The organism is Rahnella sp. R3(2024) (assembly GCF_042920125.1).
GTDB lineage: Bacteria > Pseudomonadota > Gammaproteobacteria > Enterobacterales > Enterobacteriaceae > Rahnella > Rahnella rivi.
Genome location: NZ_JBHGBU010000002.1, coordinates 326,770 through 343,290 on the forward strand (window position 1 = coordinate 326,770; position 16,521 = coordinate 343,290).

General features: G+C 52.8%; 16 protein-coding genes. 9 read left to right on the forward strand and 7 right to left on the reverse strand.

The window, feature by feature from the left end; genetic code table 11:
* Nucleotides 1-231: 231 nt before the first annotated feature.
* Both tehB and ABSH60_RS21920 read right to left on the reverse strand, forming a co-directional pair.
* Entirely contained in the window at nucleotides 232-831 is a 600-nt protein-coding gene (gene tehB / locus ABSH60_RS21915) for a tellurite resistance methyltransferase TehB (protein WP_056779970.1), read from the reverse strand.
* 77 nt (nucleotides 832-908) lie between these two features.
* Nucleotides 909-1,436 carry a GNAT family N-acetyltransferase gene (locus ABSH60_RS21920; RefSeq protein ID WP_217203116.1) on the reverse strand — a complete coding sequence of 176 codons (528 nt, stop codon included), beginning with the start codon at nucleotides 1,434-1,436 and terminating at the stop codon, nucleotides 909-911.
* Nucleotides 1,437-1,811: 375 nt separating this feature from the next.
* Between ABSH60_RS21920 and ABSH60_RS21925 the strand changes: the two genes are divergently transcribed.
* The 6 genes from ABSH60_RS21925 (at nucleotide 1,812) to chbG (ending at nucleotide 7,098) form a co-directional block, all read left to right on the forward strand.
* Nucleotides 1,812-2,135 (forward strand): PTS sugar transporter subunit IIB, encoded by a 324-nt coding sequence (locus ABSH60_RS21925; RefSeq protein ID WP_056779975.1) that lies wholly within the window; start codon nucleotides 1,812-1,814, stop codon nucleotides 2,133-2,135.
* 123 nt (nucleotides 2,136-2,258) lie between these two features.
* Nucleotides 2,259-3,617 (forward strand): PTS N,N'-diacetylchitobiose transporter subunit IIC, encoded by a 1,359-nt coding sequence (gene chbC / locus ABSH60_RS21930; protein WP_122096784.1) that lies wholly within the window; start codon nucleotides 2,259-2,261, stop codon nucleotides 3,615-3,617.
* A gap of 63 nt (nucleotides 3,618-3,680) precedes the next feature.
* Nucleotides 3,681-4,028 carry a PTS N,N'-diacetylchitobiose transporter subunit IIA gene (gene chbA / locus ABSH60_RS21935; RefSeq protein WP_056779981.1) on the forward strand — a complete coding sequence of 116 codons (348 nt, stop codon included), beginning with the start codon at nucleotides 3,681-3,683 and terminating at the stop codon, nucleotides 4,026-4,028.
* Nucleotides 4,029-4,042: 14 nt separating this feature from the next.
* Nucleotides 4,043-4,879, forward strand: coding sequence for a transcriptional regulator ChbR (chbR, locus tag ABSH60_RS21940; RefSeq protein ID WP_136376121.1), 837 nt, complete (start codon nucleotides 4,043-4,045; stop codon nucleotides 4,877-4,879).
* Between the two features lie 63 nt (nucleotides 4,880-4,942).
* A complete protein-coding gene (locus tag ABSH60_RS21945) occupies nucleotides 4,943-6,286 on the forward strand; it encodes a 6-phospho-beta-glucosidase (protein WP_390976155.1) in 1,344 nt (447 codons plus the stop codon).
* A 44-nt stretch (nucleotides 6,287-6,330) separates the two neighbouring features.
* Nucleotides 6,331-7,098, forward strand: a complete 768-nt coding sequence (chbG, locus tag ABSH60_RS21950; protein WP_390976156.1) for a chitin disaccharide deacetylase — start codon at nucleotides 6,331-6,333, stop codon at nucleotides 7,096-7,098.
* 64 nt (nucleotides 7,099-7,162) lie between these two features.
* Here chbG and ABSH60_RS21955 read toward each other — a convergent pair whose 3' ends face one another.
* The 4 genes from ABSH60_RS21955 to ABSH60_RS21970 form a co-directional block, all read right to left on the reverse strand.
* Complete coding sequence (locus ABSH60_RS21955) at nucleotides 7,163-7,453, reverse strand: DUF1471 domain-containing protein (RefSeq protein ID WP_056779995.1); 291 nt, start codon at nucleotides 7,451-7,453, stop codon at nucleotides 7,163-7,165.
* Nucleotides 7,454-7,729: 276 nt separating this feature from the next.
* Nucleotides 7,730-9,601, reverse strand: coding sequence for an amidohydrolase family protein (locus tag ABSH60_RS21960; RefSeq protein ID WP_390976158.1), 1,872 nt, complete (start codon nucleotides 9,599-9,601; stop codon nucleotides 7,730-7,732).
* Nucleotides 9,602-9,615: 14 nt separating this feature from the next.
* Nucleotides 9,616-10,176 (reverse strand): antibiotic biosynthesis monooxygenase, encoded by a 561-nt coding sequence (locus ABSH60_RS21965; protein WP_217203108.1) that lies wholly within the window; start codon nucleotides 10,174-10,176, stop codon nucleotides 9,616-9,618.
* Between the two features lie 113 nt (nucleotides 10,177-10,289).
* Entirely contained in the window at nucleotides 10,290-10,706 is a 417-nt protein-coding gene (locus ABSH60_RS21970; protein WP_183849540.1) for a helix-turn-helix domain-containing protein, read from the reverse strand.
* 119 nt (nucleotides 10,707-10,825) lie between these two features.
* Here ABSH60_RS21970 and ABSH60_RS21975 point away from each other — a divergent pair, with 119 nt between their 5' ends.
* The gene (locus ABSH60_RS21975) at nucleotides 10,826-11,683 is read left to right on the forward strand and encodes an SDR family oxidoreductase (protein ID WP_136375470.1); all 858 of its coding nucleotides are present in this window, start codon (nucleotides 10,826-10,828) and stop codon (nucleotides 11,681-11,683) included.
* A 69-nt stretch (nucleotides 11,684-11,752) separates the two neighbouring features.
* Here the strand turns inward: ABSH60_RS21975 and ABSH60_RS21980 are convergent, their stop codons facing one another.
* Nucleotides 11,753-12,010, reverse strand: a complete 258-nt coding sequence (locus tag ABSH60_RS21980) for a biofilm development regulator YmgB/AriR family protein (RefSeq protein WP_056780009.1) — start codon at nucleotides 12,008-12,010, stop codon at nucleotides 11,753-11,755.
* A 932-nt stretch (nucleotides 12,011-12,942) separates the two neighbouring features.
* On the opposite strand from ABSH60_RS21980, the gene ABSH60_RS21985 reads away from it, so the two are divergent.
* Both ABSH60_RS21985 and ABSH60_RS21990 read left to right on the forward strand, forming a co-directional pair.
* Nucleotides 12,943-14,322, forward strand: coding sequence for a glycoside-pentoside-hexuronide (GPH):cation symporter (locus ABSH60_RS21985; RefSeq protein WP_390976161.1), 1,380 nt, complete (start codon nucleotides 12,943-12,945; stop codon nucleotides 14,320-14,322).
* The gene (locus tag ABSH60_RS21990) at nucleotides 14,319-16,358 is read left to right on the forward strand and encodes a TIM-barrel domain-containing protein (RefSeq protein ID WP_390976163.1); all 2,040 of its coding nucleotides are present in this window, start codon (nucleotides 14,319-14,321) and stop codon (nucleotides 16,356-16,358) included. The genes ABSH60_RS21985 and ABSH60_RS21990 overlap by 4 nt, the downstream gene beginning before the upstream one ends.
* The last annotated feature ends 163 nt before the right edge of the window (nucleotides 16,359-16,521 follow it).

The window sequence follows — 16,521 nt, forward strand, 5'->3', positions numbered from 1 at the left end:
GCCGCGCTTGGCGACGAATAATAAAAAGAAACCCTGTTCTGAACCGCTTTGGGCGCGAGAAAAACAGAGTCATTAAACGTTAAATTTATGATTTTACAGAGTATTTAAAGAATTGACGCGCGGTATTATCACACGGACGTCAACACTCTGGCAAGAATGTTCAGGCGAGAATTCTGGCAGGGATCACCGGGGAAATAAGGGCTGGCGACGCGTGCGCCAGCGTTATCCGTCTTACATTTTCTTCGCCAGCAAGGTGGCAAAGCGAAGCTTGTACCGGTCACCGTTTTCGTCACGTTTATGCAATTCGCCAATATCCTCGTTGTATTTCACGATTTCCCAGCCACGATAAGCGTGGCGCAATTCATCGGGCTTAAAGGTAAACGGGAAGGGCAGCGGGCAAGGATAATCCGGGCTGTCCATCGCGGCGACAATCAGGTTGTAGCCGCCGGTTTTGGTGGCCGCGTGCATGTCTTCGAGAATGTGCGGGATACTGTCGCGTTGCAGAAACATCATGACCACGGTGGAAAAGATGAAATCGTATTCGCCGCTGAAACGGTGCGTGTTCAGATCCTGTTCGCTGATGGCGATATTGTGCAGAGATTCCGCCGCAATAATGTCATTCACTTTCGCCACGCTCATGGCGTTATTGTCCCATCCCGTCACATCAAAGCCTTTCAGGTTGAGATACAGCGAGTTGCGCCCGCTGCCACAGCCCAGATCCAACGCTTTGCCCGGCTGAACATAACCGGCTGCATGGATGATTTCTGAATGGGTGCGGGTAAGGCCGTATTTTTCGGTGTAGTAATCTTCTGGCGCAGGTTGCTGGGTCATGCCCTGTGTTCCTTAAAGTGAGATCGATTGCCAGCGATTATCCTCCAAAATCTCCCCCGCGCCATGACTCTTAATGGTCAGCGCAACGTGCGCCGGTCGGTTTGCCGGTAAAGATAACTGCCCGTGCCGTGCAGAGGGTCGCCCTCAAAACCGACTTTTTGCATCCCGATTTTTTCCAGAACGCGCTGGGAAGCCAGATGGTTTTCGCGCACGGTGGCGGAGATCCGCGGTATTCCCAGTTTCTCAAAACCCGTATTGAGCGCCACGCTGGCAAACTCGGTCGCCAGCCCTTTTCCCCACGCCGTGGTGGCGAAGCGGTAGCCGAGAAACACCCGGTGATTCTCATAACCTTCACGGACTCCCAGCCCGCCAAACCCGATGACCTCATCGGGTTTATGGTTCAGCGTAATCGCCCAGTGGCCGAAGCCGTGCTCCGGCCATTCGCGTAACCAGCCGCTCAGTTTTTCCTGTGCCGCCGCCCTGTCCGGCAGCGGGCCGCGCGGGTTGAACAGATTGGTCTGCGGATCGCCGTAAATGGCAAAGAGGGAATACAGGTCAGCGTCTGCAACCGGACGCAGCAATAACCGCGATGTCTCAATGATCATAGTGACGTTTTTCCTCCTGTGAGATGACTTCAAGCTTAGCCGCACCGGGGCGCGTCGTCATCCGGCGCTGAAAAAATCACCCCGCCTGTCTGCAAAGGGATCTGCCGCACACTTTGGCGCGTGAGCAGCGTTCAGGGCTGCGGTGTTATTTTTCATCGTCAGTTATTTGCCCAAAATGTGAAGGGAGTCATAAGCAATGGTCAAGGAGAGACAATTTTTAACTTCTCAGAATTATCACCCGCTAAAGTGATGCCGTATACTCGACTCAAGCAGAGACAATTCGTATTACATCTTTTTTCGTTTAAATGCCCATTTGGCAGCAATGCAGGAACGCTTGTCTGGCCTGCAATCATAACTGGATATGAGGGTTTCATTATGGAAAAGAAAGTCATCTATTTGTTTTGCTCGGCAGGCATGTCCACTTCATTGCTGGTGACTAAAATGAAAGTGCAGGCCGAAAAATACGAAGTGCCGGTCATTATTGAAGCATTCCCGGAAACACTGGCCGCTGAAAAAGGGCATGCGGCGGATGTGGTACTTCTGGGGCCGCAGATTGCTTATATGTTGCCTGAGATTCAAAAAGTATTACCGGGTAAACCGGTTGAAGTGATCGATTCTGTGCTTTACGGCAAAATCGATGGTTTAGGTGTTTTGAAAGCCGCCGTTGCTGCCATCAAAAAAGCCGCCGCCACTCAGTAAGCGTAAATTTTTAGCGATACCTTGTCCTTTTTTACATTGAATTACTTTAGTCAAAGAGAAATCCAGTCAAAGAGCGAATTTCACACCCTGGCCGCCGAAGGGCGGCATTAAAGGAACACGCGAATGAGTAAAGTTATTGATTCCCTGGAGAAGATACTTCTTCCTTTTGCCGTTAAAATTGGTAAGCAGCCGCATATTAATGCCATCAAAAATGGTTTTATTAAATTAATGCCGCTGACCCTTGCCGGTGCCATGTTCGTTTTAATTAATAACGTTTTCCTGAATTTTGGTGCCGGTTCTTTCTTCTATTCTTTAGGCGTGCGTTTAGACCCTTCCACGATTGAAACCCTCAGTGGTTTAAAAACCATCGGTATTAATGTCTACAACGGTACGCTGGGTATTATGTCGCTGATGGCGCCGTTCTTTATCGGCATGGCTTTAGCCGAAGAACGCAAAGTGGATTCCCTGTCAGCGGGGTTATTAGCCGTTGCCGCCTTTATGACGGTCACACCTTACAGCGTAGGTGAAGCCTATGCGGTAGGCGCGAACTGGTTAGGCGGTGCGAACATTATTTCCGGTATGGTGATCGGATTAGTGGTCGCCGAAATGTTTACGTTTATTATCCGCAGAAATTGGGTGATTACTTTACCCGAAAGCGTGCCGACCTCTGTCGCCCGCTCATTCTCTGCGTTAATTCCCGGTTTTATCATTCTGTTTATTTTCGGTGTGATTTCATGGCTGCTGGGATTATACGGCCACAACTTCCACCAGATTATTATGGATTCTATCTCCAAACCGCTGGCATCTATGGGCAGCGTGGTGGGCTGGGCATACGTAATCTTCAACTCCCTGCTGTGGTTCTTTGGTGTCCACGGTTCTCTTGCGCTGACCGCGCTGGACAACGGCATCATGACCCCGTGGGCGCTGGAAAATATCGCGCTGTACACCGAATACGGTTCAGTGAGTGCTGCCATTGACGCGGGTAAAACGTTCCACTTCTGGGCGAAACCGATGCTCGATTCCTACATCCTGCTGGGCGGTTCCGGTGCGACGTTAGGTCTGATTATCGCCATTTTCATTGCCTCACGCCGTGCGGATCACCGCCAGGTGGCAAAACTGGCGCTGCCGTCAGGCATCTTCCAGATTAACGAGCCTATCCTGTTTGGTTTACCGATCATCATGAACCCGGTCATGTTTATTCCGTTCGTGCTGGTGCAACCCATTCTGGCGGCCATCACGCTCGCGGCTTACTCCATGGGCATTATTCCGCCGGTGACCAACCTGGCGCCCTGGACCATGCCGACCGGCCTTGGCGCTTTCTTTAACAGTAATGGCAGCATCGCGGCATTGTTAGTGGCCTTGTTTAACCTGGCTGTCGCCACGCTGGTTTACATGCCTTTCGTTATCCTGTCGAACAAAGCGCAGGAGATTATTGAAGAAGAAGAAAGCGAAGAAGATATCGCTGCCGCACTGAAATTCTAATCTGACCCGCAGAGGGCGGGCGCGTCCTTCCCTCTGCCCACTGGCTATCAAGGAGAGATTAAGATGATTGATTTAGACAGCATCGCGGATACGCAAGACGAGATGCAGGAACTCGAAGAAGTGGTCATGGGGTTAATTATTAACTCCGGACAAGCGCGTAGCCTGGCTTACGGTGCGCTGAAAAAAGCCAAAGAAGGCGATTTTGAGCAAGCCAAAGCGTTAATGGATCAGTCACGTTTATCGCTCAATGAAGCGCATCTGGTGCAGACGAAGCTGATTGAAGACGATATGGGCGAAGGCAAAATGAAAGTCAGCCTGATCCTGGTTCACGCGCAGGATCACCTGATGACCTCGATGCTGGCACGCGAGTTAATCACGGAACTCATTGAGCTTCACGAGAAAATAAAATAACGTAGGGAGTGATAATGCAGCCACCGGTATTGAGCATGGAAATCAAGACAGCACGCGAAAATCAACTCTTCGACGGTCAGAATTTCCATATGTTTATCTACAACAAAGTAGAAAGCATTTCCGGGTTGCATGAACATGATTACTACGAATTTACGGTGGTATTGACGGGCCGGTATTATCAGAGTGTGAATGGCAAACGGGTGCTGTTAGAGCGCGGCGATTTTGTCTTCATTCCGCTGGGTTCGAATCATCAGAGCTTTTATGAATTTGGCGCGACCCGAATATTAAATGTCGGGATCAGCAAAGCTTTTTTCGAACAACACTACGCCTCATTATTACCGGCACATTTTATTGCCTCACAAGTGTACAAAATTAAAACTGAATTTCTGACTTATATTGAATCGGTGGTGGCTTCGCTGAATTTCCGCAACGGGGAATTTAATGAATTTCTGGAGATGGTGACGTTTTATATCGTGAACCGGTTACGTCACCACAGAGAATCAGAAGCCACAACGGATGCGCCAGCCTGGTTAAAGGTGGCGGTTGAGAGAATGCATGATAAAACGCAGTTCGGTGATAAAGCCTTATCGAACATGGTGGCATTATCCGGTAAGTCGCAGGAATATCTGACCCGCGCCACGCAGCGTCATTATGGAATGACGCCGATGCAGATTATCAATGAAATCCGAATTGATTTCGCGAAAAAGCAACTTGAAATTACCAATTACTCGGTCACGGATATTGCCTTTGAATCCGGATATAGCAGCCCGAGTATGTTTATCAAGAACTTTAAAAAGCTGACATCATTTACACCGAATCATTACCGAAAGAAATTGTGCAGTATTAATTAACGCTCAGGTTTATTTTATATTTCTGTTTAAATTTGCAGTGCAATCACTTGCACGGGAGTCCCTATGAGCAAAAAACTGAAAGTCGTCACCATTGGTGGCGGGAGCAGCTATACCCCGGAATTACTTGAAGGCTTTATTAAACGTTACGACGAATTACCGGTTTCTGAATTATGGCTGGTGGATGTCGGGGCCGGAAAAGAGAAGCAGGATATTATTTTTGATCTCTGTGTGCGCATGGTGAAACGCGCCGGTGTGCCGATTGCGATCCACAAAACCCTCAACCGCCGTGAAGCGCTGGAAAATGCTGATTTCGTTACCACGCAATTGCGTGTCGGTCAGTTAAAGGCGCGCGAGCTTGATGAGCGTATCCCGCTGAGCCATGGATATCTGGGGCAGGAAACTAACGGCGCAGGCGGATTATTCAAAGGCCTTCGCACCATCCCGGTCATTTTCGACATCATCAAAGACGTTGAAGAGATTTGCCCGAACGCCTGGGTCATTAACTTCACCAACCCGGCGGGAATGGTCACGGAAGCCGTCTTCCGTCACACTCAGTTCAAGAAATTCATTGGCGTGTGCAATATTCCTGTCGGCATGAAAATGTTCATTCAGGATGTGCTGAAACTGACTCCGCAGGACGCGCTGTCTATCGATCTTTTCGGCCTCAACCATATGGTGTTTATCAAAGATGTGATTGTTAACGGTGAATCACGCTTTGCCGAACTGCTCGACGGCGTAGCCTCCGGCACGCTTACCGCCGGCTCGGTGAAAAACATCTTTGATTTACCTTTCAGTGAGGGCCTGATCCGCTCGCTCAACCTGCTGCCGTGCTCTTACCTGCTGTATTACTTCAAGCAAAAAGAGATGCTGGCGATTGAAATGGGTGAATTCTACAAAGGCGGGGCGCGCGCATCCGTGGTGCAAAAAGTTGAGAAGCAGCTGTTCGATCTCTATAAAGATCCTGAGCTGAGCGTCAAACCTAAAGAGCTGGAGTTGCGGGGCGGGGCGTACTATTCCGATGCGGCCTGCGAAGTGATCAGCGCGATTTATAACGATAAGCAAACCGAGCAGTACGTCAATTTCCCGCACAACGGGCACATTGATAATATTCCGGCAGAGTGGGCAATCGAGATGACCTGCACCATCGGGCGCGACGGCGCGACACCGCATCCGCGTCTGACGCATTTCGACGATAAAGTCCTCGGGCTGATCCACACCATCAAAGGCTTTGAAATCGCGGCCAGCGAAGCGGCACTGAGCGGCAAATTTAATGATGTGCTGCTGGCACTGAACCTCAGCCCGCTGATCCATTCAGATAAAGATGCTGAAGTGCTGGCGAGAGAAATGTTGCTGGCGCATGAGGCCTTGCTGCCAAACTTTGCAGAAACGATTGCCGCACTGAAATAACCCGCCGCCTTCCCGGTGCGGAAGGCGATGCAAAAGGGAAAATCATGGATAAGTTACTCATTGTGAATGCCGATGATTTCGGACTTTGCAAGGCGCAAAACTACGGCATTATCGAGGCCTGCAACAACGGCGTTGTGCGATCGACCACAGCGATGGTCACGATGGCGGCGGCGGAACATGCCGCCGTATTAAGCGCATCTCACCCGCAGCTTGCCGTCGGGATGCATTTTGTCCTGACGCTTGGAAAACCGCTTTCACCGATGCCAGGTCTGGTCCGAAACGGTGAGCTGGGCAAATGGATCTGGGAAATGGCGGAGGCTGGCACGCTGCCGCTTGATGAAATCGCGCATGAACTGGAATGTCAGTTCGCGCGCTTTATCGACGTGTTTGGCAAAGCGCCGGTGCATATCGACAGCCATCATCATGTGCACATGTTCCCGCAGATTTTCCCGATAGTGGAGGCGTTTGCGAAACAGAAGGGCGTGCCGCTGCGCATTGACCGCGACGAAATCCGCAAAGCGGACATTCCTCTGTGCGGCGCGAAGTGCACAGACGGTTTCGACAGCACGTTTTACGGAGAGGCGATTTCAGAAGCGCTGTTTCTGCAAACGCTGGACAACGCCACCCGGCGCGGCGACCGTTCCGTTGAGATCATGACACACCCTTCGTTTATCGATAACACGCTTCTGGCCAGTAAATATTGTTACCCGAGGCTGGCAGAGCTGGATGTATTGACGTCGGCGTCGCTGAAATCCGCGATTACTCAGCGCGGGTACCGGCTGGGATCATTTAAGGATTTACAAGCCCTGTAAAAACACAAAGGCCGCCGCGGGCATATTGCTCACGGCGGCCTTTTTGCGGGTTAATCACGCGTGATTATTTATCCGCGTCTTTATAGACAGTGGCGATGGCTTCAAAGTTTGGGCCTTTCTGCCCTGCTGCAATGATATGGTAATACTTACCCCCTTTCTCATCCGCTAACTTGGAAAGCTCTTCGTGCAATTCACTTGGAGAACCTACCTGCCCGCCACTTTGCGACACGGTGACGTTGCCAATTTTTACCAGTTTGAAGTGAGTGACCTCTTCTTTAGAGACTTGGTCAGCTGCTAATGCACTGAATGAAAAGGCAGTGATAAGCAGAGAGGCAGCTAAAATGATTTTTTTCATTTACATCATCCTTTTTAGAGGTAAGAGTTTGCTTCACGCTGATTAAGTTTAGACCGGATTTTCACCTGTCACCAAAACATGAACGGATTTTTACGGCACAAAGCCGGGGAGGCTTTTGCCGTCAGAACGGATCACAAGGATGAGTATGAAAACATCCTGCGCCCGCACCGGTATGTCTGTTTATTGCGACGAGAGAAACGACAGGCCGGGAAAAGGGGAACCGCAAAGCCCGCAATTCAAATGAACTGCGGGCTTTTTTACATCACGGACAAACGATCAGAACGAGAAACAGGAGCAGCCGAGTGCGCCCCAGAAGGCATTGTCATCGGATACCGGAACATCGGCCCCGCGGGCGAGGTCATGGCTGTGCTTATGCACACCGCATGGCCCGACGCACTGATGCATCTGCCGGATCTGCCCGACCCGTGCCGCTCCTTCTGGCGGAGCAGAACGGTAATGCCCCGGCACACGGGTGACCGGCGACCAGTCCGGCAATACCGGAATCGCCGGTGGCGAGAGCGGCGAGAAACTGCCTGCCGCGTAAACCACTTTACCATCGACCATGGTCAGTACCGATTCAATGCCTTTGATGCGCTCTTCTGTGACACTGAAGAAATCTTCCGATAAAACGGCCAGATCGGCCAGTTGCCCGGCTTTAATCTGCCCCTTTTTGCCCTGTTCGCTGGAGAACCAGGCGCTCCCCTGCGTCCACAACATCAGCGCCGTTTCGCGGTCGATTCGCGCATCGTCGTCATACATTGCCATGCCGCCGACGGTGCGGCCGGACACCAGCCAGTACAGCGCGGTCCACGGATTGTAACTGGCAACGCGGGTGGCGTCCGTCCCCAGCCCGACGGGTAATCCGGCAGAAAGCATTTTCGCCACCGGCGGCGTATGTTTTGTAGCTTCAGCGCCGTAGCGCTCTGCAAAATATTCACCCTGAAACGCCATGCGATGCTGCACCGCAATGCCGCCGCCCAGCGCTTTAACGCGTTCAATATTGCGTTCAGTAATAGTTTCCGCATGGTCGAAGAACCAGTGCAAACCGTTGAACGGAATGTCGTGGTTCACGTTTTCAAATACGTCCAGCATCCGGCTGATCGACTCGTCATAAGTGGCGTGCAGCCGGAAGGGCCAGCGGTGTTCCACCAGATGGCGCACCACGCGCTCAAGTTCAATTTCAGTCCCCGGTGGTAAATCCGGGCGCGGTTGCAGGAAATCTTCAAAGTCTGCGGCGGAAAACACCAGCATTTCGCCCGCGCCGTTATGGCGATAAAAGTCGGTGCCCTGGCCGGGTTTCAGCATGTCTGTCCACAGTTCGAAATCTTCCAGCTCATGCTGCGGGCGCTGGGTGAACAGGTTGTAGGCGATGCGGATCGTCAGCTGTTTTTTCTGATGAAGCTCATCAATGATCTGATAATCCTCGGGATAATTCTGGAAGCCGCCGCCCGCATCAATGGCACTGGTCAGCCCGAGGCGGTTAAGCTCGCGCATAAACTGTCGGGTGGAATTCACCTGTTGCTCCAGCGGCAGTTTTGGCCCTTTTGCCAGCGTGGAATACAAAATCATGGCGTTCGGTTTGGCGATGAGCATCCCGGTCGGATTGCCATTGCTGTCGCGCTGAATTTCACCGCCCGGCGGATTGGGCGTGTCTTTGGTGTAACCGACCACCTTTAGCGCCGCGCGGTTGAGCAGGGCACGGTCATATAAATGCAGAATAAAGACTGGCGTGTCGGGCGCGGCCTGATTGATTTCATCCAGCGTCGGCATCCGCCGTTCGGCGAACTGAAATTCCGTCCAGCCACCGACCACGCGAACCCACTGCGGGCTGGGTGTGCGCATTGCCTGATCTTTCAGCATTCGCAGCGCATCCGCCAGCGACGGAACACCTTCCCAGCGCAGCTCCAGATTGTAATTCAGCCCTCCACGGATCAGGTGCAGGTGCGAGTCATTAAGGCCGGGGACCGCCGTATGCCCCTGTAAGTCCACAACCTCCGTCTGCGCATCGGCAAACTGCATCACTTCATTTTCAGTACCGACGGCCAGAAATTTACCGTCTTTTATCGCCACCGCGTTTACCCGTGGTTTTTCACGATCGACGGTGTGGAATTGTCCATTTATCAGGATCAGGGATGCGAAACTGTTCATTGGGAAAGCTCCTGTCATTGCGCGGAAGTGCGCGTCAGCCATGAATGAAAAACTCGGGTGATAACGGGCATCCACAGGAAAACCACCAGCCCGACAACGGAAGCGTCATTCAGGATATGGCCGACTTCGGTGCCTTTGAGGTGCGGTAAAATCTGCCCCCAGAACCAGGGCACAATGTGGGTCGACGGGTAAATGACCAGCAGGGTCAGCAGATATTGTTTCCAGCGGGCAGGGGGGCGGACGTTGGCGGCGGGCGGTGTGAACCAGAATTCGGCACCGGGGCGCACTTCGGTATTGTCGTTTTGCAGTAACAGCGGGCTGACTTCTTTTACCAGCTCTTTACGCAGCTCGGAATTATGCCAGGCGTTGAGATTTTCCAGCGTATCGAAGCGCACCAGAATTGTGTAAGGATCGCCGCTGCGGCTCGGGCGGATCACATTCACGCCCAGATGCCCGGTAAAGCTGCCGGCCTGCGGCATAATTTTATTCAACCAGGCTTCATAGCGTGCTTCGCTGGCGGGTGCGATCCTGTGAGTAATGACGAGTGTTACATGTTGCTGATGGGACTGCGGCATACATCACCTCATTGAATTAAAGAATTTAACGAATCAATGAAATGATGTTAGTTGCCGGAACGGAGCAATGATAGGCGAGAATTTTGGGGTTCTTATCAAATTTTTTTTGTGAATCATTCCTCGCCCACCACGCGCAGATTGCGCTGCTTCATTACGCGATGCAGATTTGATTCCAGCCAGTTAGCCAGCCCGGCAATCTGGTCTTTAACTTCGATACCCAGCGGCGTCAGCCGGTACTCCACATGCGGCGGCACCACCGGATATGAGCGGCGGTCAATAAAGCCATCTTCTTCAAATGCCTGTAAGGTCTGGGCCAGCATCTTTTCACTGACGCCACCCACTTTGCGGCGCAGCTCGCTAAAGCGCAGCGTCTCCTCGCTCAGGGCGATCAGCACCAGTAATCCCCAGCGGCTGGTGATATGACGCAAGATCTCCCGTGACGGGCAATTAGGATCGAGCACCTCGCCACGCCGGATTTGCTCCGTGAGCGGTAATGCGTCAGCCGACTTATCGGACGATATTATTTTCATACTTACCTTTTAGTGCGTACTTACCAAAAGAAAGTATATCGCATAGGATGTTTCAACGGCGACGCATTTCGCGCCCTTCAGAACATAAATCTCGTGTCTTACACTTTTGGAGAAACAACATGATCGCAATTACCGGTGCCACCGGCCAGTTAGGCCGCCTCGTTATCGCTGCATTGTTGAAGAAAGTCCCGGCGAATCAGATTATTGCCGCCGTGCGCAGCCCGGAAAAAGCCAAAGATCTGGCGGAGCTGGGCGTGGAGTTACGTCAGGCCGATTACAGCCAGCCAGCGACGCTGGACAGCGCGTTCAAAGGTGTTGAAAAAGTGCTGCTGATTTCTTCAAGTGAAGTCGGTCAGCGTGAAGCGCAGCACGGCGCAGTGATTGATGCGGCAAAACGCGCAGGCGTAAAACTGCTGGCCTACACCAGCCTGCTGCACGCAGACAAAAGCCCGCTGGGGCTTGGCGTAGAACACCGCGCGACCGAAAAAGCCTTAAGTGAATCAGGCGTTCCCTTCGTGCTGTTGCGTAATGGCTGGTACACGGAAAACTACGCGGCGAGCATCGCCCCGGCGCTGGCGCACAATGCCTTTATTGGTGCGGTGGGTGAAGGCCGTATCTCCTCGGCAGCGCGTGAAGATTACGCCGAAGCGGCAGCAACGGTGCTGAGCCTGGATAATCAGGCGGGCAAAGTATACGAACTGGCGGGAGATGAGGCTTACACGCTGGCAGAATTTACCGCGCACATCGCGCAACTGTCAGGTAAAAAAGTGGATTACATCAACATGACGCAGGCGGATTTCGCAAAAGCACTGACCGGTGCAGGTTTGCCGGACTGGCTGGCGGAGATGCTGGCAGATTCTGATGCAGGCGCAGCGCAGGGCGGGCTGTTTGATGATTCACATACATTGAGCAAACTGATTGGTCGCCCGACAACGCCTGCGAAAGAGGTGATTGCTGCGACGCTGAAGTCTCTCTGAGGCGCGACCGCGGTTTGTTATCATAAAGTTTACGGCCTGTTAGCATCGCTTAACAGGCCGTATTTTTATTTAAATCACATCATCCTGCGTGGATAACAAGACCAGCTCAAGCAGATTGCGGCATGCCTGCTGATTACTGATGTTGGAATCGATTTCGATCTGGCGGATCAGACCTTCAATGATGGCTTTATTGCTTACCGGGAAGCGGCTGCACAACAGGCTGGACACCACTCTGCCCAAAATTTCCACTTCACTTAAGGTCTGGGATTCCTGCGGTTTGAAGTATTCGCTGATTTCAGTAACTGTTTGTTCTTCTTCGAGTTGCATATAGACCTCCTTAATACTTCGCATGGTAAATCATGACATGAGAAGTGTCTTTTGCGAGTGAGAAAACATAGTATTGTTTAGCAATGCTTCACAATTGGTTTCCCTGTTTCATCCCATGCCTTTTTTGCAAAAGAAAAAGGCCAGCATTAAAAAAAAGTTTTTGGAGGAGGGGAAATCCACATTCTCCTCCAAAAACCAGGCTGAATATGCCCGTAAATGACGGACTAATGATAAAGCAGGGGTGTAAATAAGTTATACAAAGATTGCAGATTTGTACAGTTTTGGGTGAGAAATATCTTAATAACCGGTTGCTAGCAATCAAAAACAGCACGAATAGTCCTGTGTGATTAACGATCGATACATTCACAGATTGAGTTAGTTCATTTTGTAATGATCAGGTGAGTAGTGTTTTTCACCACGGGACTGAGTGAGTCTCGGTTTCTTAAATGCGGTGAGCACTTAACTCACTGCGCTGCCACACGAATGAGAACGAAATACTGCCACTGGCCGCGCTCAAAAATCACGCCGGAGGAGCGGTGGAAAACCGCGCGTCAGTGTGCGCGGGTTGTAACCCGACCGGAGGGCACCGCGCAGCGGCGGGATTTTGCGGCAATAGCGAAAGCCCCTGAAACATAGCCCGCGAGCGACAGCGCGCAGTTTAAAGACGCGAGAGATCCAAGAGAGGCCCGTCCTGGCCTCTTTTGGTCGGTTTCGACGCAAAATGTTAAGCGATCACCGCACCTGAGAAACCGAAACCTGCCCGATCAACTATCCCTCTCCCCACGATGTTACCGGTATCACAGAAGCTAAATATCGTAAGAAATTTACAACATCTCGCAATTGTGACCGGCATTTAACCTCTCTATAACAGTTCTTCAGCCCATCGGACGGACTGACTTTTTTGTTTAACCGGACAAAAGGCAGAACGAGTTATGAGTGTAAAATTATCCGTCAAAGAGAAAGTGAGTTACGGTCTGGGGGATATGGCGAGCCATATTGGCCTGGATAACGTCATTATATTCTTAACCTTTTACTACACCGACGTGGTGGGCTTACCGGCGGTGTTTGTCGGCACCATGTTCCTGGTAGCGCGCGTCGCGGATGCGATTGTTGACCCCGCGATGGGGCTGATTGCCGACCGCACGCAGACCCGATTTGGTAAGTTCCGCCCGTATATTCTGTGGCTGGCGCTGCCTTTTGGTGCCAGTTGCCTGCTGGTGTATGCCGTGCCGGAATCCCTGACGCTGGGCGGAAAAATGGTGTATGCCAGCGTGACCTACTGCGTGATGATGCTGATGTACACCGCCATCAATATTCCTTATTGCTCGATGGGCGCGATCATTACGCCGGATAATACCCAGCGAATCTCCCTGCAATCCTATCGCTTTTTCCTCGCCACCCTGGGCGGTGCGATGTCCACCTTCCTGATGATGCCGCTGGCGGAAATGCTGGGCGGCGGCAATAAGCTTGACGGCTATTTCGGCGCGATGGCCATCATGGCCTCGGTGGCCGTGGTGATGTTCCTGCTGTGTTTTCTCAACACCAAAGAACGTATCAGCGCACCGCCGACGCATGAAAATTTCCTCTCCGATCTGCGCGATTTAGTGCGTAACGACCAGTGGCGCGTGGTCGCGGCGCTGATCTTCTTTAACATCTCCTTCGGCGTCGTGCGTCTCGGCGCGATGATGTATTACGTCACCTATTATCTCGGCAACGCCAGCTACTTTATGTGGCTGCTGGCCGCGCACATTATTGGTAAAAGCCTCGGCAGCCTGCTGGTCAAACCGCTGACCCGCAATCGCAGCAAACTGACGGCGTTCACACTTTGCGCCATTGTGACCGGCATCCTGAGCGCGGCGATCTTCTTCGTTCCGGCGTGGATCTCCCTGCTGGTGGGCATGACGCTGCTGGTGTCCACCTTCTATCAGGTCACGACCACGCTGATGTGGGTGATGATGTCTGACGTGGTGGATTACGGTGAATACAAACAGGGCAAACGCATGGACGGCACCGTGTTCTCGACCTTGCTGGCGATCCTCAAAATGGGGATGGCGGTGAGCGGGGCGGTGGTCGGCTGGACGCTCGGCATGAGCGGTTACGTGCCGCATGCCGCCCAGCAAAATACCGCCGCGATGCTGTCGATTATTGCGCTGTTCTCGCTGGTGCCGGGCGTGTTGTCGATGTTCAGCGCGCTGTCGATGCGCTGGTACAAGCTCAATGACGCCACCATGAAACAGATCAACCAGTCCAAAATTTCTCAGGAACGCGAGCCTGAACGTCAGGCCATCTTGCATACACAGGAGTCCGCATGAGCGAATTAATCGCCGAAAAAAACCGCATCCTCTGGCATTTCGATCAGCAAACGCTGGTGATTGAACCCTGGGGCGAAAACAGTCTGCGCGTGCGCGCCACCTGCCGCCCGGCGCTGAATGATCACCTGTGGGCGCTGTTGCCGCCATCCACACAGCCGCAGGCTGACATCCGCCACGGCACCGAAACCCTCACGCTGCGCAACGGCAACATCACGGCAACGGTGAACATCAAAGGGCAACTGGCGTTTTATAACCAGCGCGGCGAGCTGATCCTCGAAGAGTTCTGGCGCCAGCGTTCGACCGTGGGGATCGGCGCGACGGAGAAAAGTCAGGATAAATACATCAGCGCGCTGAAGATGGATGCCCGCGAATTCAAAGCCATTCCCGGTGGCAAACATCAGCTCACCGTACGTTTTGAATCCCGTCCGGACGAGAAAATCTACGGCATGGGGCAGTATCAGCAGAGTTGTCTGGATCTCAAAGGTTGCACGCTGGAACTGGCGCAGCGCAACTCGCAGGCCAGCGTGCCGTTTATGCTCTCGAGCCTCGGTTATGGTTTGCTGTGGAATAACCCGGCGATTGGCGAAGCGACGTTTGGCAAAAACATTACCCGCTGGGAAGCGCAGGTCACCGAGCAGATGGATTACTGGATAACCGCCGGTGATACGCCCGCTGACATCCTGCACCAGTATGGCCGCGCCACCGGTACCGCGCCGCAGATGCCGGAATACGCCACCGGTTTCTGGCAGTGCAAACTGCGTTACCGCACCCAGCAGGAAGTGCTGGAGGTGGCGCGTGAATACAAGCGGCGTAATCTGCCGATTTCGGTGATTGTCATCGATTTCTTCCACTGGCCGAATCAGGGCACCTGGTGTTTTGATCCGGTGGACTGGCCGGATCCGAAAGCGATGGTGGCAGAGCTTAAGTCCCTCGGCATCGAAACCATGGTGTCGGTGTGGCCGACGGTGGACAGCCGCACCGATAACTATAAAGAGATGAAATCCAAAGGTTATCTGGTGAATACCGATCGCGGTGTGTCAGTGAATCTGGATTTCCTCGGCAACTGTACGTTCTTCGATGCCACGCATCCCGGCGCACGACAGTTTGTCTGGGACAAAGTGAAACAAAATTATTTCGATCTGGGCATCCGCACTTTCTGGCTGGATGAAGCCGAGCCGGAATACCGTGCGTATGATTTTGATAACTATCGTTATCACCTTGGTCCGGTGCTGGAAGTGGGGAATATCTATCCGCAGAAATTCGCCCAGGGTTTTTACGACGGATTGCAGCAGGAAGGCGAAAACGAGATCGTCAATCTGGTGCGCTGCGCCTGGGCGGGCAGCCAGCGTTACGGCGTGCTGGCGTGGTCTGGCGACATCCACTCTTCCTTCCACGCGCTGCGCAATCAGATTGCTGCTGGCCTGAACATGGGGCTGGCGGGTATTCCGTGGTGGACGACCGATATCGGCGGTTTTCAGGGCGGCAACGTCAACGATCCGGCATTTCAGGAGTTGCTGATCCGCTGGTTCCAGTGGGGCGTGTTCTGTCCGGTGATGCGCCTGCACGGCTACCGCGAACCGCAAATTCAGCCGTTAGAACCCTGGCGTGAGGGCATCGCGCAGTGCAACAGCGGCGCACCAAATGAAGTCTGGAGCTATGGCGAAGAGAATTATGCCCTGATGAAAAGCGGGCTATTCCTGCGTGAAAAGCTGCGTCCGTACATCAGCCGCGTCATGCAACAAGCCCACGAAAACGGCAATCCGGCAATGCGCACGATGTTCTATCAGTATCCCGCTCAGCCGGAAAGCTGGCAGGTGGAAGATCAGTATCTGCTTGGTGCAGACATTCTGGTCGCGCCGATTTTGCATGCAGGCCAGCGCGAACGCGAGGTGTGGTTACCGGCGGGAGAAACCTGGGTGGCGCTTAATGGCGAACGCTATGAAGGAGGAAGGGCGGTGAGTGTCGCCGCACCGATGAGTGAGATCCCGGTATTTGTGCGGGAAGGTGCTGACCCGACTGCACTGGCTATCCTGTAAACCGGACGGTAACCGTTTCGGTTTCTCAAATGCGGTGGTCGCTCAGCGCGTAACGCCAGAGGATCACCGCAGAGAAGAAACCGAAACCTTCCACTATCTGTACCTGAAAGCCGCGCCATGCCGCGGCCTCCTGCCCCGACTTATCACAAAACTGTTAACTCTC

What these genes read in the sequence shown, in the direction of transcription:
- tehB (WP_056779970.1), bottom strand. Translation starts at nt 831, where the DNA reads ATGACCCAGCAACCTGCGCCAGAAGATTACTACACCGAAAAATACGGC.
- ABSH60_RS21920 (WP_217203116.1), bottom strand. Translation starts at nt 1,436, where the DNA reads ATGATCATTGAGACATCGCGGTTATTGCTGCGTCCGGTTGCAGACGCT.
- ABSH60_RS21925 (WP_056779975.1), top strand. Translation starts at nt 1,812, where the DNA reads ATGGAAAAGAAAGTCATCTATTTGTTTTGCTCGGCAGGCATGTCCACT.
- chbC (WP_122096784.1), top strand. Translation starts at nt 2,259, where the DNA reads ATGAGTAAAGTTATTGATTCCCTGGAGAAGATACTTCTTCCTTTTGCC.
- chbA (WP_056779981.1), top strand. Translation starts at nt 3,681, where the DNA reads ATGATTGATTTAGACAGCATCGCGGATACGCAAGACGAGATGCAGGAA.
- chbR (WP_136376121.1), top strand. Translation starts at nt 4,043, where the DNA reads ATGCAGCCACCGGTATTGAGCATGGAAATCAAGACAGCACGCGAAAAT.
- ABSH60_RS21945 (WP_390976155.1), top strand. Translation starts at nt 4,943, where the DNA reads ATGAGCAAAAAACTGAAAGTCGTCACCATTGGTGGCGGGAGCAGCTAT.
- chbG (WP_390976156.1), top strand. Translation starts at nt 6,331, where the DNA reads ATGGATAAGTTACTCATTGTGAATGCCGATGATTTCGGACTTTGCAAG.
- ABSH60_RS21955 (WP_056779995.1), bottom strand. Translation starts at nt 7,453, where the DNA reads ATGAAAAAAATCATTTTAGCTGCCTCTCTGCTTATCACTGCCTTTTCA.
- ABSH60_RS21960 (WP_390976158.1), bottom strand. Translation starts at nt 9,601, where the DNA reads ATGAACAGTTTCGCATCCCTGATCCTGATAAATGGACAATTCCACACC.
- ABSH60_RS21965 (WP_217203108.1), bottom strand. Translation starts at nt 10,176, where the DNA reads ATGCCGCAGTCCCATCAGCAACATGTAACACTCGTCATTACTCACAGG.
- ABSH60_RS21970 (WP_183849540.1), bottom strand. Translation starts at nt 10,706, where the DNA reads ATGAAAATAATATCGTCCGATAAGTCGGCTGACGCATTACCGCTCACG.
- ABSH60_RS21975 (WP_136375470.1), top strand. Translation starts at nt 10,826, where the DNA reads ATGATCGCAATTACCGGTGCCACCGGCCAGTTAGGCCGCCTCGTTATC.
- ABSH60_RS21980 (WP_056780009.1), bottom strand. Translation starts at nt 12,010, where the DNA reads ATGCAACTCGAAGAAGAACAAACAGTTACTGAAATCAGCGAATACTTC.
- ABSH60_RS21985 (WP_390976161.1), top strand. Translation starts at nt 12,943, where the DNA reads ATGAGTGTAAAATTATCCGTCAAAGAGAAAGTGAGTTACGGTCTGGGG.
- ABSH60_RS21990 (WP_390976163.1), top strand. Translation starts at nt 14,319, where the DNA reads ATGAGCGAATTAATCGCCGAAAAAAACCGCATCCTCTGGCATTTCGAT.